Genomic DNA, 15,273 nt, shown 5'->3' on the forward strand with positions numbered 1-15,273 from the left:
TGCTGCTGCGAAGGGGACAGGATCATGAGAAACTTCATGCTGGCCATAAAGCCCTATCTGGGCGGGCTTAGCCGCATATCACTTTATATCTCCGGCATCGGCATGATCGCCATGACCCTCATCGTCGGCTGGCAGGTGTTCGGCCGTTATGTCCTCAACGACTCGCCGAGCTGGTCCGAGCCGCTGTCGCTCTATCTGATGTCCTGGTTCATCATGCTCGGAGCCGCCGTCGGCGTGCGTGAGAGCGTGCATCTCGGGCTCGATATCGTCCGCTACGTGATGCCACCGGCAATCCAGAAGGCGATGGACCTCCTGAGCCTGGGCCTGATCGTGCTCTTCGGTATCGGCATGGCATATTATTCGACGCTGCTGGCCATGGGTACCTGGTCGGCCACTATTCCCGTTCTCGGCTGGCCGGGCGGCACCGACTTCTTCCCGATGATCGTCGGCGGCGCGATGATCTCTCTTTTCGCTCTGGAGCGCTTCGTCGACGTCGCCATCGGCGAGGACGTTGCTGCCGACGTCCTCGTGCAGGAGGCTGCGTAATGGCCTACGCGATTCTTTTCGGTTCCTTTACCTTCCTCATGCTGGTCGGCATGCCGATCGCCTTCTGCCTCGGCATAGCATCCTTCGCGACGGTCCTCTACATGGGCCTGCCGCCGATCGTCGTCTTCCAGCAGCTGAACTCCGGCATGAACGTCTTCGCCATGATGGCGATCCCGTTCTTCATCTTCGCCGGCGACCTGATGGTGCGCGGCGGCATCGCGCAGAGGCTGATCCGCTTTGCCGCCGGCCTTGTCGGCCACATGCGCGGTGGTCTCGGCCAGGTCAACGTCGTCGCCTCGACGCTGTTCGGCGGCATTTCCGGTTCGGCCGTAGCGGACGCGTCGGCCGTTGGCGGCTTGATGATCCCGCAGATGGCTGCGCGCGGTTATGACAGGGACTATGCAGTCAACGTGACGGCCAACGCCGCCATCATCGCGCTGATGATCCCACCCTCGCACAACATGATCCTCTATTCGATCGCAGCCGGCGGCAACGTCTCCGTCGCCGACCTCTTCACCGCCGGCATCGTTCCCGGCCTGTTGCTGGCCGGGGCGCTGATGGTCACTGCCTGGTGGGTTGCCGTCAAACGCGGTTACCCGGCCGACCCCTTCCCGGGCTTTGCCCGCGTCGGTTATTACTTTCTGGCCTCGCTGCCGGGCATCCTGCTGATCGCCATCATCTTCGGCGGCGTCCGCTCCGGCGTGTTCACGGCCACGGAAAGTTCCTGCATTGCCGTCATCTATGCCTTCCTTGTCGCCATGCTCGTTTATCGCGAACTGAACTGGGACGGTTTCGTCGAGGCCGTCATGGGCGCCGTGCGCACCACCGCGATGGTACTGCTGGTCATCGGCACCGCAGCCGCGTTCGGCTGGCTGATGGCATTCCTGCAGGTCCAGACGCTGATCATCGCGGCAATCAGCGCGGTTTCGGACAATCCGATCATCGTGCTCCTGATGATCAACGTCATCCTGCTGGTGCTCGGCACGTTCATGGACATGGCGCCGATGGTCATCATCTCGACGCCGATCCTGCTCCCGGTCGTCAAGGCCTTCGGCATCGATCCGGTCCATTTCGGCGTCATCATGATCCTCAATGCCGGCATCGGCCTCAACACGCCGCCGGTCGGAACCGTGCTCTTCGTCAGTTGCGCGGTCGGCGGCATCACGATACGTGAAGCGATGCGCACGATCTGGCCTTTCTTCGGAGCCAGCATCGCAGTATTGCTGCTCGTGACTTACATCCCTGCCCTGTCGCTCTGGCTGCCAAGCATTTTCAGGTAAGCGACTGAACAAGCTCTATCTGACGGTCCCGCCCCCATGGCGGGGCCTTTCACATGAAAGGAGAGGTCCATGACCATCTACCAGAACCTGATCGCCGGCGAATGGGTCGGCTCGGAAGCTTCCAAGAACATCAACCCGTCCGATACCAACGATGTCGTGGGCATGTATGCCCAGGGCAGCGCCGACGACGCCAAACAGGCAATCGCTGCCGCCAAGGCCGCTTTCCCCGCCTGGTCGCGCTCCGGCATCCTGGAGCGTCACGCAATTCTTCGGAAAGCTTCCGACGAGATTCTCGCCCGCAAGGAAGAACTCGGCGCACTTCTCGCCCGCGAGGAAGGCAAGATCCTTCCCGAAGCGATCGGCGAAGTCACCCGCGCCGCCCAGATCTTCGATTTCTTCGCCGGCGAAGCACTGCGCCTGACCGGCGAACTGGTGCCGTCGGCCCGCCCGAATATCGGCGTCGAGATCACCCGCGAACCGCTCGGCGTCATCGGCATCATCACACCGTGGAATTTCCCGATCGCCATCCCCGCATGGAAGATCGCGCCGGCGCTCTGCTACGGCAATACCGTCGTCTTCAAGCCTGCCGATCTCGTACCTGGCTGTGGCTGGGCGATCGTCGACATCCTCCACCGCGCCGGCCTGCCCAAGGGCGTCCTGAACCTCGTCATGGGCCGCGGCTCGGTCGTCGGCCAGGCCATGCTCGACAGCCCGGATCTCGCCGGCATCACCTTCACCGGCTCCACCGGCACCGGCAAGCGCGTCGCGCTCGCCTCGATCGAGCATAACCGCAAGTTCCAGCTGGAAATGGGCGGCAAGAACCCGATGATCGTCCTCGACGACGCGGACCTCAACGTCGCCGTCGAAGCCGCTGCCAATTCCGGTTTCTTCTCGACCGGCCAGCGTTGCACCGCTTCGTCCCGCCTGATCGTGACCGAAGGCATCCACGACAAGTTCGTCGCAGCACTCACCGAGAAGCTGAAGACGCTCAACGTCGACAACGCCATGAAGGCCGGCAGCCATATCGGCCCGGTCGTCGACGACAAGCAGCTGAAGCAGGACACCGACTATATCGAGATCGGCAAAAACGAAGGCGCCAAGCTCGCCTTCGGCGGCGAACTCGTGAAGCGCGACACGCCCGGCTTCTACCTCCAGCCGACGCTGTTCACCGAAGCGACCAACCAGATGCGCATCTCCCGCGAGGAGATTTTTGGCCCGGTCGCATCGGTCATCCGGGTGAAGAACTACGAGGAAGCGCTGGCAACCGCCAACGACACGCCCTTCGGCCTGTCGGCGGGCATCGCCACCACCAGCCTCAAGCATGCGACGCATTTCAAGCGCAACTCCGAGGCAGGCATGGTGATGGTCAACCTGCCGACCGCCGGCGTCGATTTCCACGTGCCGTTCGGCGGCCGCAAGGCCTCGTCCTTCGGCCCGCGCGAACAGGGCAAGTATGCCGCCGAGTTCTTCACCGTGGTGAAGACCGCCTACACGCTGGCCTAACAAAAAAAGGCGCTGCCATTTTGAGATGGCAGCGCCTTCAATTCGTGAATTAAGACGGCTTATTCAGCGGCAGCAACGCTGGCGCGCTTCGGCAGCTTCCAGTTCGGGCGCGGGAAATGGCATGTATAGCCATTCGGATAGCGCTCCAGGTAATCCTGATGCTCCGGTTCGGCCTGCCAGAAATCGCCGACCGGCTCCACTTCCGTCACCACCTTGCCCGACCATAACCCCGATGCGTTGACATCGGCGATCGTATCTTCGGCGACGCGCTTCTGTTCATCGCTCTCGTAATAGATCGCCGAACGATAGCTCATGCCTATATCGTTGCCCTGGCGGTTCTTGGTCGACGGATCGTGGATCTGGAAGAAGAATTCCAGAATATCGCGATAGCTGGTCTTGGCCGGATCGAAGATGATCTCGATCGCTTCGGCATGGGTGCCGTGATTGCGGTAGGTCGCGTTCGGCACATCGCCGCCGCTATAGCCGACGCGGGTCGAAACCACGCCGGGCAGGCGCCGGATCAGGTCCTGCATGCCCCAGAAACAACCACCGGCCAGAACGGCCCGTTCGGTAGACGTCGTCATGCTTTCCTCCTTCGGTTTTGGATTTGCACCTAAAATGGCGATCCGACGGAAGAAATTCAATCCATCGTCACCACTCAGCCGACTGCTGCCTCGACGATCGGACGCACCGCCTCTTCCAGGCTCTTCGGCGTCGTGCCGGTGACGATGACACCGAGCAGCGGCGCCGCGATGCCGGCTGTCTTCAACCTTGCCATATCGTCGGCCACGAAACGCTTCTGGCTCGGCGCGATGACCGGAATACCGGCCTTCGAGGTGATTTCCCTGTAGCGGCCAAGGTCGGCCTCGTTGAGCGCTTTGCCGTAATCGGCAAACGACGCGACGGATGCCTCCATCATGGCGCCGGGAATGGCGACGATGGTCTTCAGATCCTCGTCCGTGCTTTTCTCGCCGAGCGCCGGGATCGGGCGGAGCTTCGACTGCAGCAGATGCGGCTGAAGATGGTCGACATAAACGTTGAAACCCTCAAAACCCAACTCGGCCAAGGCATCGAGTTCCTCCGGCGTCGGCACCGTCTCCTGGCCGGCCATCACCAGCAGCGGCACCCCGAGCGGCGCCAGTTTCTCGAAAAACGGCCGCTCCTCGGGAAAACTGCCGAATGTGGTGCCGGTGGCGCGATGATAGGCGTTGAGATGCACCTTGATGGCAAAGGCCCCTGCCCCGATCGCCGCCTTGGCAAGGTCGAGGTCGTGCCGCCCAAGCGAGACGATGACCGGGAATTCGCCGCCACGCAGCGCCTTGCTGAGCTTGGTTTCAGGATAATTCGGCATCACCGGCCTCAGTTCAAACGCTGGCCGCCATCGGCGGCGAAGAGATGGATATTGCCGAGCTCCGGCCGCACGCGGATGGTCGCTCCCGGCGACAACGAAACCCGTTCGCGAAACACGCCGGTGGCAAGCGTTTCGCCGAGCTTCATTGTCACCTGCGTCTCCGACCCCATCGGCTCGACAAGGATGATTTCCGCCGGCACCCCGCTCTCGTCCAGGGCAAAGTGCTCCGGCCGAATGCCGTAGACCGCCTTTCGGTCCTTGTGCCCATGCGCGGCCTCGGGCAGAGGCAGCAGAATTCCGGGCGCTGTGAAACCTTCGGGCGTGATCGTGCCGGTGAGGAAATTCATCGACGGCGAGCCGATGAAGCCCGCCACGAACTGGTTGGCCGGCCGGTCGTAGAGGTCGAGCGGTGCGCCAATCTGCTCGACCCGGCCGCCGTTCAGCACGACGATCTTGTCGGCCATCGTCATCGCCTCGACCTGGTCATGCGTCACATAAATGGTGGTGGTCTTCAGCCTCTGGTGCAGGCTTTTGATCTCGCCGCGCATGACGACGCGCAGTTTCGCGTCAAGATTGGAAAGCGGCTCATCGAACAGGAACACCTTGGGATCGCGCACGATCGCCCGCCCCATCGCGACGCGCTGGCGCTGGCCGCCGGACAATTGGCGCGGATAACGGTCGAGCAGCGGCGCGAGGCCAAGGATGTCGGCGGCCCATTTGACCCGCTCGGCGATCTCCGCCTTGCTGCCGCCGCGATGCTCCAGCGAGAAGCCCATGTTGGTCGCAACAGTCATATGCGGATAGAGCGCATAATTCTGGAAGACCATGGCAATGTCGCGATCCTTCGGATCAAGGTCGTTGACCACCCGGCCGCCGATTCTCACGTCACCGCCGGTGATCGTCTCCAGCCCCGCGACCATCCTGAGCAGGGTGGACTTGCCGCAGCCGGACGGGCCGACCAGCACAACGAATTCGCCGTCAGTGATGCCAAGGTCGATGCCGTGGATGATATCGACGGCGCCATAACTCTTGCGGACATTGGAAAGGGTAACTTCAGCCATCAATCAGATTTCCGGTTCTTCAGCCCTTGAGGCCGGTATGCGCGAGCCCTTCGACGAATTGCTTCTGCGCGATGATGAAGACGATGAGAACGGGCAGCGCCGTCGGCGTCGCGGCGGCGAGCTGGATGTTCCACATCGGCCCGCCATAGGCGTCGGTATATTGGGTCAGCGCCTGCGGCAGCGTGAATTTGTCCGCACTCGACAGGAACACGATCGGCTCCAGATAGAGGTTCCAGGAATGCAGGAAGGTGAAGATCGCGACCGACGCGAGCGCCGGCCTTGCAAGCGGCAAGGCGATCTTGCGAAAAATCTTGAAACGCCCGAGGCCATCGACACGCGCCGCCTCTTCGAGTTCGACAGGCAGTGCAATAAAGAACTGCCGCATCACGAATGTCGCGAACACGCTCGGGGCGCCGAAGATCGGCACCAGGATCAGTGGCCAATGGGTGTTGACCATGCCGGCCTTCAGGAACATCTGGAAGAGCGGCACGATAGTCACTTCCGACGGGATCAAGAGCCCGAGCAGCACGACCATGAAAATGGCGTTGGCAAAGGGGAATTTGATCCGCGCAAAGGCGTATCCGGCCATGGAGGAGACGACCATCGTGCCGATCGTCACCAGCGCCGCGATATAGGCAGAATTCCAATACTGCTTCACGAAGGGCTGCAGTTCGAAAACCTTGGAATAGGTCGTCCAGTCATAGCTTTCCGGAAGGAGCTGCGGCGGAAAAGCGAAGATGTCGCTGATCGGCTTGACCGACGACGTGACCATCCACCAGGTCGGAAAGACGAAGGGGATCAGGAGAACACAGAGCAGGCCGTAGAGAAAGACTTGTCTGCGCGGGGAGAGCTCAGCTTTCATAAAAGACGATCCTCTTGCGCATCTGCCACTGGGCGAAAGTCAGCACCGCAACGATCACGAACAGCATGATCGACAGCGTCGAGCCGTAGCCGAAGAAATGGAACTGGAAGGCCTGCTGGTAGAGATAGTAGACCAGCACCGTGGTCGTGAGACCCGGCCCGCCCTGGGTCAGCACGGCGATCTGCGCAAACACCTGCAGCGACCCGACGATGGTGATGATCGAGGTCAAGAGGATGGTCGGGCTGATCAGCGGCAGGGTGATGCGGCGGAACTGCTTGAAGCGCGGCGCACCGTCGATGCGGGCCGCCTCGTAGAGTTCGTTCGGCACGCCCTGGAGGGCGGCGAGGAACAGGATCATGTTGAGGCCGACATTCTTGAAGACCTGCACAATGATGACCGAGATCATCGCGGTCACCGGTTCGCGCAGCCAGTTCGGGCCCTCGATGCCGAAGACGAGCAGCACACCGTTGATGCCGCCGTTCTTTTGCAGCAGGAAACCCCAGACGATCGTCCATGCGACCAGCGACACTACGACCGGCGAGAAGAACAGCGTGCGGAAGATGGTGATGCCGGCGAGCTTCTGGTTGAGCAGCACCGCAAGCAGCAGCGCCAGGCTCAGGTTGAAGATCACCAGCCCGGCAGAAAAGATCGCCGTCGCCCCGAGCACCGAGGGCAAGCTCGTGTCTTCGAGAAGCATCTGGTAGTTCGTGAGGCCGGTATAGGTGAAGGTATTGGCGAGCACGTTCCACTCGTGCAGCGAATACCAGAAGACGAGGCAGAGCGGGATCAGCACGAAAAGGGTGATCCCGATCAGTTGCGGGGCGATGAAAAGAAAGCCGGCGAGGCTGTCGCGCCGCGCGATCGTCCAGAACGACGATGAAGAGCGGCCTTCCGGACGGGCGGTTTGCTGTGCGACAGCCATCGGTTCTTCCTCAGCGCTTCAGAAGCGGGCCGATCTGGCCGCAGATCTGCTGGAGGGCAGTCGGGATATTCGCATCCGGGCGCCAGACGGCATCGAGGCCGGAACGAACCGCCTGCTGGATCTGCGCAAAGCCCGTATGGCCCGGAATGACCTTGCCGGTGGCAATGCCGGAGATCACGACCTTGTCGATCTGTTCCTGGCTCAGCAGCGGATTGGTCTTCTTCAGGACTTCGGCGTTCAGCAGCGACTTGCGGGCCGACGGGAAGAACTGGCTGAGCTTGGCCGAGTTTTCCGGGTTCGTCATATAGGCGACGAATTCGGCAGCCGTCTTGGCGTGTCTGCCCGCCTGCATGACGCCGACGCCGGCCTGGCCGATCAGCGCATAGTTGCCGGCCGGGCCCTTCGGCAGCGGCACCAGATCCCAGGCGAAAGGCTTGTCCTTCGGCAACAGCGAGGCGCGGCTGATCTGCGTGATCGTCATCGCCGCATTGCCGGCGAAGAAGTCGACGCTTTCGCCGGGACCCGGCATCGCCTTGTTCTTGAAGACGGCATCGTGAATGAAGGTGAGCGCATCGACCATCGGCTTTTCGGTCATCGTGCAGGTCTTGCCGTCGGCGCTCCATGGCGAGGCGCCCCAGCCGTTCCAGACGGAGGCAAGATTCTGCCAGATCTGGTAATTGAAGTCGCGAACGATCAGGCCGCCCTTGCCGGTCTTGCCGACGGTGGATGCGGTGGCGATGGCGTTATCCCAGGTCCACTGGCCGGCTGCGATCATTTCCGCCGGCGTCTTGGCGCCGGAGGCCTTGATGAGGTCGTTATTGACGAACATCGCAAACGGCGAGGTCGAGAACGGATAGGCGAACAGCTTGCCGTCCTTGGTCCAGCGCTCGGCAGCCGTCGCGCTCAGCTCCTCCGCGTTATAGCCCTTGGTGGCCTTGAGCGTATCCGTCAGCGGATAAAGCGCGCCGGAATTGACGAAGTCATAGGCGGCGGTCTCAAAAATCCAGGCCATGTCGGGCGCGTTGCCGCCGGCGATCTGGGTCGTCAGCGCCGTCGTATAGGTATCGAACGGCAGCGACTCGTAGGTCACCGTCACGTTCGGATGGTCTTTCTTAAAGCCGGCGGCGATGTCGCCGAACAGCTTCAGATGCGCCTCGTTGGCGCTCCAGATGGTCATGCGCAGGTTGACCGCGTCCTGCGCGTTGGCGATGCCGCTCCAGCAGAGTGGCACGGCCACGGCCAATGCCGCGACCGCAGATTTCAAAGTCCGATGATAGTTCATTCCCGTTCCTCCTCCAAAGATTGGTTTGATAGACAGCTCCCGGCCGTCCTAGTAAGCGGCGACGTCCGGCCAGCGCATTTCAATGCCTTCACGGGCAAGCTCTCTCTGGAAATTCTGGAGCTTCTCGTCGTTTTCCTGGACCTGATGCGGCGTAAGATTTTTGTCGAGGCAATGGGCGGCGAGCATGCCGGCGACTTCGCCGATGTTCCATTCGACCGGGTGGAGCCGATAGCAGCCATTGGTGATGTGGGTCGTGCCGATGTTCTTGCCGGCCGGAATGAGGTTCTTCACCCGCTCAGGCAGAAGCGCGCCGAGCGGGATCTCGAACGGGCAGGACGGCACGTCGATATAGTTGTCGCCGCCGGTCGAGGGATGCAGATCGATCCGGTACATGCCGATGCCGATGCTGTCGCGGTAGTTGACCGCGCCCTTCTCGCCGCGCACCGAATAGGAGAGGTCCTGCTCGACGATGCGGGTGACCGGCTTGATGCGACGGCTCTCGCGGATATAGGGGGCCATGGCGAGCCCATGCTCGGTGCCGGTAATGTCGCCGCGCAGGCGAAGCCCCGGAAAGCCCTGGCCGCCATCGACGCGCGGCGCCTCCGTCTGCAGCCAGTAGAACAGCGAGTAAGAGAGGTCGGCTGCCGATTTAAGCTGTTTCGCCTTGTCCTCTTCGGAAAGGTCGATGATCGTGCCTTCCATGTAGTCGATCATCGGCCAGTTCACGAGGCAGATGTCGGAAGCGTAAGCGCCGGGCACGAAGTTGTTGCGCGCCGCGATGCGGCGGAAGATCCACAGGTTCTCGTCTCCACCGCCCTTGCGCTGGTCGGCATCGACGGCAAGCGGATCGTCATTCGGATTGGGCGTGAACGAGCGGGTGGTGAAATCCAGCGTGCGCGGATGCGGCGCGGTGAAGCCGAGCAGCGGGCCGCCCCAGAAATGCGGCTGGTACTTGCGCCAGTAGTCGTAATTCTCCGGCTTGTCGATCGTCTGGTCGCCATCGACGTGATCGATCGCAAAGCAGATCGACACGGCCTGGACATTGTCCGGCTGCGCTTCAGACGGCGCACTCGGCTCGCCGGTGTCGGACTGGGCCTCGAAGCCCTTCACATATTCGGTGCCGGTCATCGGCAGCAGATCGCCGAGCTCGGTCGCATCAAGGATATAGGCGGCAGAAATGGTAATCTCGCGGCCGGTATCGCGATGGCGGACGGTCACGGAGCGGACCGTATCGCCTTCGACGTCGGCTGCCACGGGACGATAGGGCTGCAGCACCTTCAGCTTACCGGCGCCGCGATAAGGCATCAGCATCGCTTCCATGACGGCAAGGCTGACGCGCGGTTCGGCGCAGATGCGGCTGACCCAGCCCGCACCCGGATTGAGGTCGCCCCAGGCACGCGCGCCCTCGGTCAGCGGATAATGATCGCGGTAATATTGGCGGATACCGTTGCGCAGCTTCCGGTAGGAACGGGTAATTCCGAACTGCTCGACCCAGGTATGTTCGTCCGAGGGCACCGCCTGGCTGGTCAGCTGGCCGCCGATCCAGTCGAATTCCTCGGTCATGATGACGCTGCGGCCTGCCCGGCATGCGCCGAGTGCTGCCGCAACACCGCCAAGACCACCGCCTACCACCAGAATATCCGTATGCATCTCTGTCACGTTGATCATGTCCGTCTTTTTGCGGGTCCAAGGGTTTCCCCCTCGACCGGTTCACAGGTCAGAAGAATTTGGCCGCCGGCATCGCCGCTCTCGATGCGGCGCACCAGCATGGCAGTCGCCTGCCGGCCCATCTCCTCGCGGGGGATGTCGAAAGAGGTGAACTGCATGTGGCTGCGTTCGGCGCGGATATGGCTGCCGAGCACGACGGCGGAAAAATCACCGGGAATGGACAGGCCGTGCGCGCGGGCGGCCGCCTCGACGCGCACCGCATCGGCGAGTTCGACGAAGAAGGCGGCAGTCGCACCGCTGCCTAAAAGAGCATCCAGTATCTCGTCTGCCGCGCATCCCACCGTTTCGACATGCAGGACTAGCTCGAGACCGTTACCGAGAGCACCGTCGAAGCCCGACCACCGATCGGCAGTTGATTCCGCCGGTCCCGGCGGGCCGATATAGGCAAGCTTCGAATGCCCGAGCGCCCTCGCCTTCTCGACCAGCGCCCGCGTGCCGTTCGCATAGTCTCCGCCGACATAAGGAACCGGCCCGCCGGCATCCTCGCGTCGGCCGATCGCCACGAACGGATAATCGCCGGATACCAGTCGCGTCAGCTCCACACGGTCGAATTCGCGGCCGAGCACGAGGCAGCCATCGGCGATCCTCAAGCGATTGCCATCGGCAAAGATTTTTCGATCCTGCCCGACGCCAGCCCCGGTCAAAAGCAGAAGGTCGTAATTCTGAATCTGCGCCTCTTCCTCTATGCCGAGCAGGAAGGGCGTAAAGAAGTCTGCCTGGGCGCTTGGAAAGGCCGGCTCGTAGGTGAACACGCCGAGAATGCGATTGAGCCCCTTCGCCATCCGGCGCGCGATCGGATCGGCAACGTAACCGGTGGTGCGGATGACCTGCTGGACGCGCTCGCGGGTCTCCTGCGGAATACGCGCCAGAGCCGTCGGCGCGCCGTTCAGCACAAGCGAAACGGTCGCCTGGCTGACGCCGGCCAATTTCGCAATATCGTGCTGGGTCAAGCGCTTAGGCGCAGCCACGCAACATCCTCCCTCTCTCCTCTTGACTGCTAATGCGTATTAGCAGCTAATACGTATTAACAAGATCGCACCGGCTGCTGTCAAGCGCGAAAATGAAGGAAAAGTTGATGATATTTGCGGAGCATCTGAAATCGCTTTCAATTTCCGGCATCCGCGTATTCGGCGACAGCATCACCGCCGGCTTCAACGCCTCCCGGGCCGAACTTGCTTGGCCGGCTCTGTTTGCCGGTGCGGTCGACGGCTTTCCGATCCGCAATCACGCCATCCCGGGAACGGTGTTGCAGGGGTCAAGGCTCGCGGAGGGAAAGCCGAGACCGAACAATGGAGTCGGGAGGTTTGTTGAATCACTTCTTGATCGGCCGCACGAGGACGCGATCCTGATCCTTTATGGCTACAATGACGCCCGCTACACTGCGGCCCCCGAAACTATGTACGTTGGAGGCTTCGTGCGGGATTATAGCCGTATCCTGAAGGCGCTGATCGCCGCCGGCCATGGGCAAAGGATCGCGATCGGCAGCCCGCCCTATATTCCGGATGCCGGATTCTCGGTCGGAAGCGCGGGGTTCACCGGCCAGACCCGCCAGGGTTTCGAGCGTTATGTGGAAGCGGTCCGCGAGCTTGCCCGGCAATTCTCGGGTTTTTACGCCCCGGTCTACGAACGGATGATGGAGCACGGCGACGGACTCCTCGCCTCGCCCGACATCATCCACCCCAACGACGCCGGCCACCGGGTGATCTTCGAAGCGTTCCGGGATGCCGCACGGTGACGATCTCTGACTGCCCGCCCCTCCATGCGACGACAAGCCTTTCAGCGGTTACGGCGTTCGACCATGTCACCGTCTGACGACGAACTCGAACACTTCTTCCTTCGGCTCGACGCCGAGACCGGCACCGGTCGGCACCACATAGATGCCCTCGCCCGAAGCCATGTCGCCCTTCGTATAGGTGAGGTTCCGGTCGAAGATCGAGTGCTGGTATTCATGATAGGGCACGTTCTGCAGCGCCGACGACGCCTGCAGGCTCGCTGCCATGAAAATGCCGACACTGATCGAGGCATGCGGCATGATATTCATGTGGAAGGCCTGCGCCATCTGACCGATGCGGATGAATTCCGTAATGCCCGTATGCCCCATTTCCGGCTGCACTATGCTCATCGCCCGTTTTTCGAACCGCGGCCGGTATTCGTAGATGGTGCGCAGCTCCTCGCCGAGCGCCAGCGGCACACCGATGCCGGCCGCCACCCGCGCTTGGCCCTCGAGGTTTTCCGGCTGCACCGGCGCCTCGGCAAAATAGAGATTGTAGGGTTCCAACCGCCGGATGATGCGGATCGCCTCGCCCGCCTCGAACTTCCAGTGCAGGTCGACCATCAGGTCGATATCCGGGCCAACGGCCTCACGCAGAGCCGCCATCTCCTTGACGATATCCTCCTCGGACACCACCGCCGCGAACTTGATGCCCTTGTAACCCCTGCCGACCCAATGGACGGCCAGATCGCAACGCTCCTTCAGCGTCGCTTTCGGCAGGCCGGAGACATAGGCGCGGATCGTATCGTGCCGCCGCCCGCCGAGCAGCGTCGAGACCGGCACCCCGAGGTTCTTGCCGGTCAAATCCCAAAGCCCGATATCGACGCCGGCCAGCGCGTCGAGATAATAGCCGCCGAAGAAACCGCGCACCCGCATCAGGTCGTAGAGGTCCTCGTGGATGACCGCCGCATCGCCCGGATCGCGGCCGATGATGACCGGGCCGAGCACGTCGTCGATGATCGCCTTGGTCGCCTCCGGCGCGACGATCCCATAACACTCGCCCCAGCCGACCTTGCCGCTCTCGCCGGTGACCTTGATCAGCAGTGTCATGTCGGTCGAGGGATAGATGGTGCGGTTGCCCTTGCGGATCAGGTAACCGCGCGCGTTGATCGCCTCACCTTCCTTCAAGGGCCCGAGATAGGGCACTTCGCGGGGGATGGAGATGATGAAGGTCTCGACCGAGACGATCGCATCGACGACATTTTTCGGCATGGGTTTCGGCTCAGTTCGGCTTGTGGTTGGTATAAGGCAGATCAGCCTCTGCCAGAAGCAGCGCCAGTTCCTTGCGGTCGCCCTCGTCGAATTTCGGTCCCTTGCCGCGCACGAAGGTGTTTTTAATGACGCCGCGGCGGCGCAGCACTTCCTTGGTCATGTGCATGCGAAAAATCGCCTGGAAGTTCAGGAGCGGCAGCGAAACGTTGTAGAGTTTTCGCGTGGTCGCGACATCGCCCTTCTGCCAGGCATGGATCATCTGCGCATGAATATCGGCAAGCTCGGCGGCCGGCATCGTGCCTGCAGCACCGCGCGCCAGTTCGTCGGTGATGTAGCGCCCGCCGGCACCGCCGAAGATCGCGTCCAGCGAACCGTTGGCCGCCGCCTTGATTCGGGTCAAGTGCTGGCCGCAGGGCGCGGTCTCTTCCTTGACGTATCGGATCTCCGGCACGGCATTGGCGACAGCCGCGACCTCCTCCGGCGTCAGCCCGGCGCCAATCGGCTTCGGCTGGTTCTGCAGCATGATCGGCACGCCGGCATTGGCCGCCACCTCCCTGAAATAGGCGGTCTGCGCAGCGATGTCGTTCCCGAGCGAAAGCGGCGCCATCACCATGGCCGCCCCTGCCCCGATCTCGGCCGCCTGCGCCACATGTTTCGCCGCAGCCTTCGGATCCGGATCGCTGGCACCGATGATGATCGGGATGCGCCCGCCGATGCGTTCGGCCAGCAATTCCACCTGCCGCTTGCGCTCTTGCAGGCTCAGCGTATCCACCTCGCTTGCGACGCCCGGATAAACGACGCCATCCACTTGGCTCTCCAGCGCGAAGTCGATGATCGAGAGGAAATCCGCCTCGTCGATCGACCCGTCATCGCGGAACGGCGTGGGGAGGACGGGAAAGGCTCCGGCTAGGATCTTGCTCATTTGACTGCTCCGGCGGTGACGCCCTGAATGAAATAACGTTGGAGGAACATGAAGGCCACGACGATGGGTGCGGATGCGATCAGCGATGCCGCCATGGCGCCGCCCCAGTCTGAATTGACCTCGTTGAGATAAGTGAGAAGCAGGCCCGGCCCGATCGTGCGCTTCTCGTCGGAGACAATCAGCGTCATCGAATAGAGAAGGTCGTTCCAGGACCACATGAAGGAATAGAGGAACACCGTGACGATCGGCGGGATCGAGATCGGGATGACGATCGTGTGGAAGATCCTGAGATCGCTTGCCCCATCCGCCCGCGCCGCGTCGATCAGCTCGTCCGGCACCTGGGTAAAGTAGCTGTAGAGCATGTAGGTCGAGACCGGCAGCGCAAAGACGATGTAGCTCAAGATCAGCCCGAGCCGCGTGTCGAGCAGGTTCAGCTCGCTCATCAGCGGATAGATCGAGATCAGCAGCAGGCCGAACGGAAACATCTGCGCCGACAGCATGAACAGCATCACCGGCTGGCGGCCGAAATAGCGGTATTTCGCGAAGCTGAAGCCGGCATAGAGCGCCAGCAGCGTAACCAGCGCGGCGCTGCAGGTCGAGGTGATCAGGCTGTTCATCAGGTACATCGGCAGCTTGCCGGCAGTCAGCGCCCGGATGAAATGTTCGAGGCTCGGCATCGTCGGGAACGGCGTCGGCACGACCCGGTAGAGCTCGGCATTGGCCTTCAAGGACGAAATCACCAGCCAGTAGAGCGGGAAGAACAGGAAGAAGCCGATCACCGCAAGCGCCGCGAAGAAGACGATCTTGGCCTGTCGGGAGGAAAGGTCGAACAT

General features: G+C 62.1%; 15 protein-coding genes. 4 read left to right on the forward strand and 11 right to left on the reverse strand.

Translation table 11 applies throughout. The features are described 5' to 3' along the window. Positions 1-24 precede the first annotated feature (24 nt). From LZK81_RS13280 to LZK81_RS13290, 3 genes are all read left to right on the forward strand, one after another. On the forward strand, positions 25-546 hold the full coding sequence (locus tag LZK81_RS13280) for a TRAP transporter small permease (RefSeq protein ID WP_046604020.1): 522 nt from the start codon (positions 25-27) through the stop codon (positions 544-546). Continuing rightward, positions 546-1,826 (forward strand): TRAP transporter large permease, encoded by a 1,281-nt coding sequence (locus LZK81_RS13285; protein ID WP_233953584.1) that lies wholly within the window; start codon positions 546-548, stop codon positions 1,824-1,826. The genes LZK81_RS13280 and LZK81_RS13285 overlap by 1 nt, the downstream gene beginning before the upstream one ends. Before the next feature lie 69 nt (positions 1,827-1,895). Further along, positions 1,896-3,329: an aldehyde dehydrogenase family protein gene (locus LZK81_RS13290; RefSeq protein ID WP_046608605.1), complete on the forward strand. Its 1,434-nt coding sequence runs from the start codon at positions 1,896-1,898 to the stop codon at positions 3,327-3,329. Positions 3,330-3,388: 59 nt separating this feature from the next. Here LZK81_RS13290 and msrA read toward each other — a convergent pair whose 3' ends face one another. The 8 genes from msrA to LZK81_RS13330 all read right to left on the reverse strand — a co-directional run bounded on the left by msrA (position 3,389) and on the right by LZK81_RS13330 (position 11,503). Then, positions 3,389-3,913 (reverse strand): peptide-methionine (S)-S-oxide reductase MsrA, encoded by a 525-nt coding sequence (gene msrA / locus LZK81_RS13295; RefSeq protein WP_233953585.1) that lies wholly within the window; start codon positions 3,911-3,913, stop codon positions 3,389-3,391. A gap of 74 nt (positions 3,914-3,987) precedes the next feature. Then, positions 3,988-4,680, reverse strand: a complete 693-nt coding sequence (locus tag LZK81_RS13300) for a hypothetical protein (RefSeq protein WP_233953586.1) — start codon at positions 4,678-4,680, stop codon at positions 3,988-3,990. 8 nt (positions 4,681-4,688) lie between these two features. Beyond that, positions 4,689-5,741, reverse strand: a complete 1,053-nt coding sequence (locus LZK81_RS13305; protein WP_233953587.1) for an ABC transporter ATP-binding protein — start codon at positions 5,739-5,741, stop codon at positions 4,689-4,691. A 19-nt stretch (positions 5,742-5,760) separates the two neighbouring features. Next, complete coding sequence (locus tag LZK81_RS13310; protein ID WP_233953588.1) at positions 5,761-6,603, reverse strand: carbohydrate ABC transporter permease; 843 nt, start codon at positions 6,601-6,603, stop codon at positions 5,761-5,763. Continuing rightward, on the reverse strand, positions 6,593-7,525 hold the full coding sequence (locus LZK81_RS13315) for a carbohydrate ABC transporter permease (RefSeq protein ID WP_046608601.1): 933 nt from the start codon (positions 7,523-7,525) through the stop codon (positions 6,593-6,595). Before LZK81_RS13315 ends, LZK81_RS13310 begins: the two co-directional genes overlap by 11 nt. Before the next feature lie 10 nt (positions 7,526-7,535). Then, positions 7,536-8,807 carry an ABC transporter substrate-binding protein gene (locus tag LZK81_RS13320; protein WP_233953589.1) on the reverse strand — a complete coding sequence of 424 codons (1,272 nt, stop codon included), beginning with the start codon at positions 8,805-8,807 and terminating at the stop codon, positions 7,536-7,538. A 48-nt stretch (positions 8,808-8,855) separates the two neighbouring features. Beyond that, positions 8,856-10,457, reverse strand: coding sequence for an FAD-dependent oxidoreductase (locus LZK81_RS13325; RefSeq protein ID WP_233956551.1), 1,602 nt, complete (start codon positions 10,455-10,457; stop codon positions 8,856-8,858). 14 nt (positions 10,458-10,471) lie between these two features. Beyond that, positions 10,472-11,503, reverse strand: a complete 1,032-nt coding sequence (locus tag LZK81_RS13330) for a LacI family DNA-binding transcriptional regulator (protein WP_046604011.1) — start codon at positions 11,501-11,503, stop codon at positions 10,472-10,474. A gap of 107 nt (positions 11,504-11,610) precedes the next feature. On the opposite strand from LZK81_RS13330, the gene LZK81_RS13335 reads away from it, so the two are divergent. Then, positions 11,611-12,270 carry an SGNH/GDSL hydrolase family protein gene (locus tag LZK81_RS13335; protein WP_233953590.1) on the forward strand — a complete coding sequence of 220 codons (660 nt, stop codon included), beginning with the start codon at positions 11,611-11,613 and terminating at the stop codon, positions 12,268-12,270. A gap of 66 nt (positions 12,271-12,336) precedes the next feature. On the opposite strand, the gene LZK81_RS13340 is transcribed toward LZK81_RS13335, so the two are convergent. Genes LZK81_RS13340 through LZK81_RS13350 form a run of 3 tightly spaced genes read right to left on the reverse strand, consistent with a single transcriptional unit; the run spans position 12,337 to position 15,273 of the window. Next, positions 12,337-13,518 (reverse strand): mandelate racemase/muconate lactonizing enzyme family protein, encoded by a 1,182-nt coding sequence (locus LZK81_RS13340; RefSeq protein WP_233953591.1) that lies wholly within the window; start codon positions 13,516-13,518, stop codon positions 12,337-12,339. A gap of 10 nt (positions 13,519-13,528) precedes the next feature. Then, the gene (locus LZK81_RS13345; RefSeq protein WP_233953592.1) at positions 13,529-14,440 is read right to left on the reverse strand and encodes a dihydrodipicolinate synthase family protein; all 912 of its coding nucleotides are present in this window, start codon (positions 14,438-14,440) and stop codon (positions 13,529-13,531) included. Then, positions 14,437-15,273, reverse strand: a complete 837-nt coding sequence (locus LZK81_RS13350) for a carbohydrate ABC transporter permease (protein WP_233953593.1) — start codon at positions 15,271-15,273, stop codon at positions 14,437-14,439. The genes LZK81_RS13345 and LZK81_RS13350 overlap by 4 nt, the downstream gene beginning before the upstream one ends.

This window comes from Neorhizobium galegae (assembly GCF_021391675.1).
Taxonomy (GTDB): domain Bacteria; phylum Pseudomonadota; class Alphaproteobacteria; order Rhizobiales; family Rhizobiaceae; genus Neorhizobium; species Neorhizobium galegae_B.

Coding starts and splice junctions, on each gene's coding strand:
- LZK81_RS13280 (WP_046604020.1), top strand. CDS start 25: ATGAGAAACTTCATGCTGGCCATAAAGCCCTATCTGGGCGGGCTTAGC.
- LZK81_RS13285 (WP_233953584.1), top strand. CDS start 546: ATGGCCTACGCGATTCTTTTCGGTTCCTTTACCTTCCTCATGCTGGTC.
- LZK81_RS13290 (WP_046608605.1), top strand. CDS start 1,896: ATGACCATCTACCAGAACCTGATCGCCGGCGAATGGGTCGGCTCGGAA.
- msrA (WP_233953585.1), bottom strand. CDS start 3,913: ATGACGACGTCTACCGAACGGGCCGTTCTGGCCGGTGGTTGTTTCTGG.
- LZK81_RS13300 (WP_233953586.1), bottom strand. CDS start 4,680: ATGCCGAATTATCCTGAAACCAAGCTCAGCAAGGCGCTGCGTGGCGGC.
- LZK81_RS13305 (WP_233953587.1), bottom strand. CDS start 5,741: ATGGCTGAAGTTACCCTTTCCAATGTCCGCAAGAGTTATGGCGCCGTC.
- LZK81_RS13310 (WP_233953588.1), bottom strand. CDS start 6,603: ATGAAAGCTGAGCTCTCCCCGCGCAGACAAGTCTTTCTCTACGGCCTG.
- LZK81_RS13315 (WP_046608601.1), bottom strand. CDS start 7,525: ATGGCTGTCGCACAGCAAACCGCCCGTCCGGAAGGCCGCTCTTCATCG.
- LZK81_RS13320 (WP_233953589.1), bottom strand. CDS start 8,807: ATGAACTATCATCGGACTTTGAAATCTGCGGTCGCGGCATTGGCCGTG.
- LZK81_RS13325 (WP_233956551.1), bottom strand. CDS start 10,457: ATGCATACGGATATTCTGGTGGTAGGCGGTGGTCTTGGCGGTGTTGCG.
- LZK81_RS13335 (WP_233953590.1), top strand. CDS start 11,611: ATGATATTTGCGGAGCATCTGAAATCGCTTTCAATTTCCGGCATCCGC.
- LZK81_RS13340 (WP_233953591.1), bottom strand. CDS start 13,518: ATGCCGAAAAATGTCGTCGATGCGATCGTCTCGGTCGAGACCTTCATC.
- LZK81_RS13345 (WP_233953592.1), bottom strand. CDS start 14,440: ATGAGCAAGATCCTAGCCGGAGCCTTTCCCGTCCTCCCCACGCCGTTC.
- LZK81_RS13350 (WP_233953593.1), bottom strand. CDS start 15,273: ATGTTCGACCTTTCCTCCCGACAGGCCAAGATCGTCTTCTTCGCGGCG.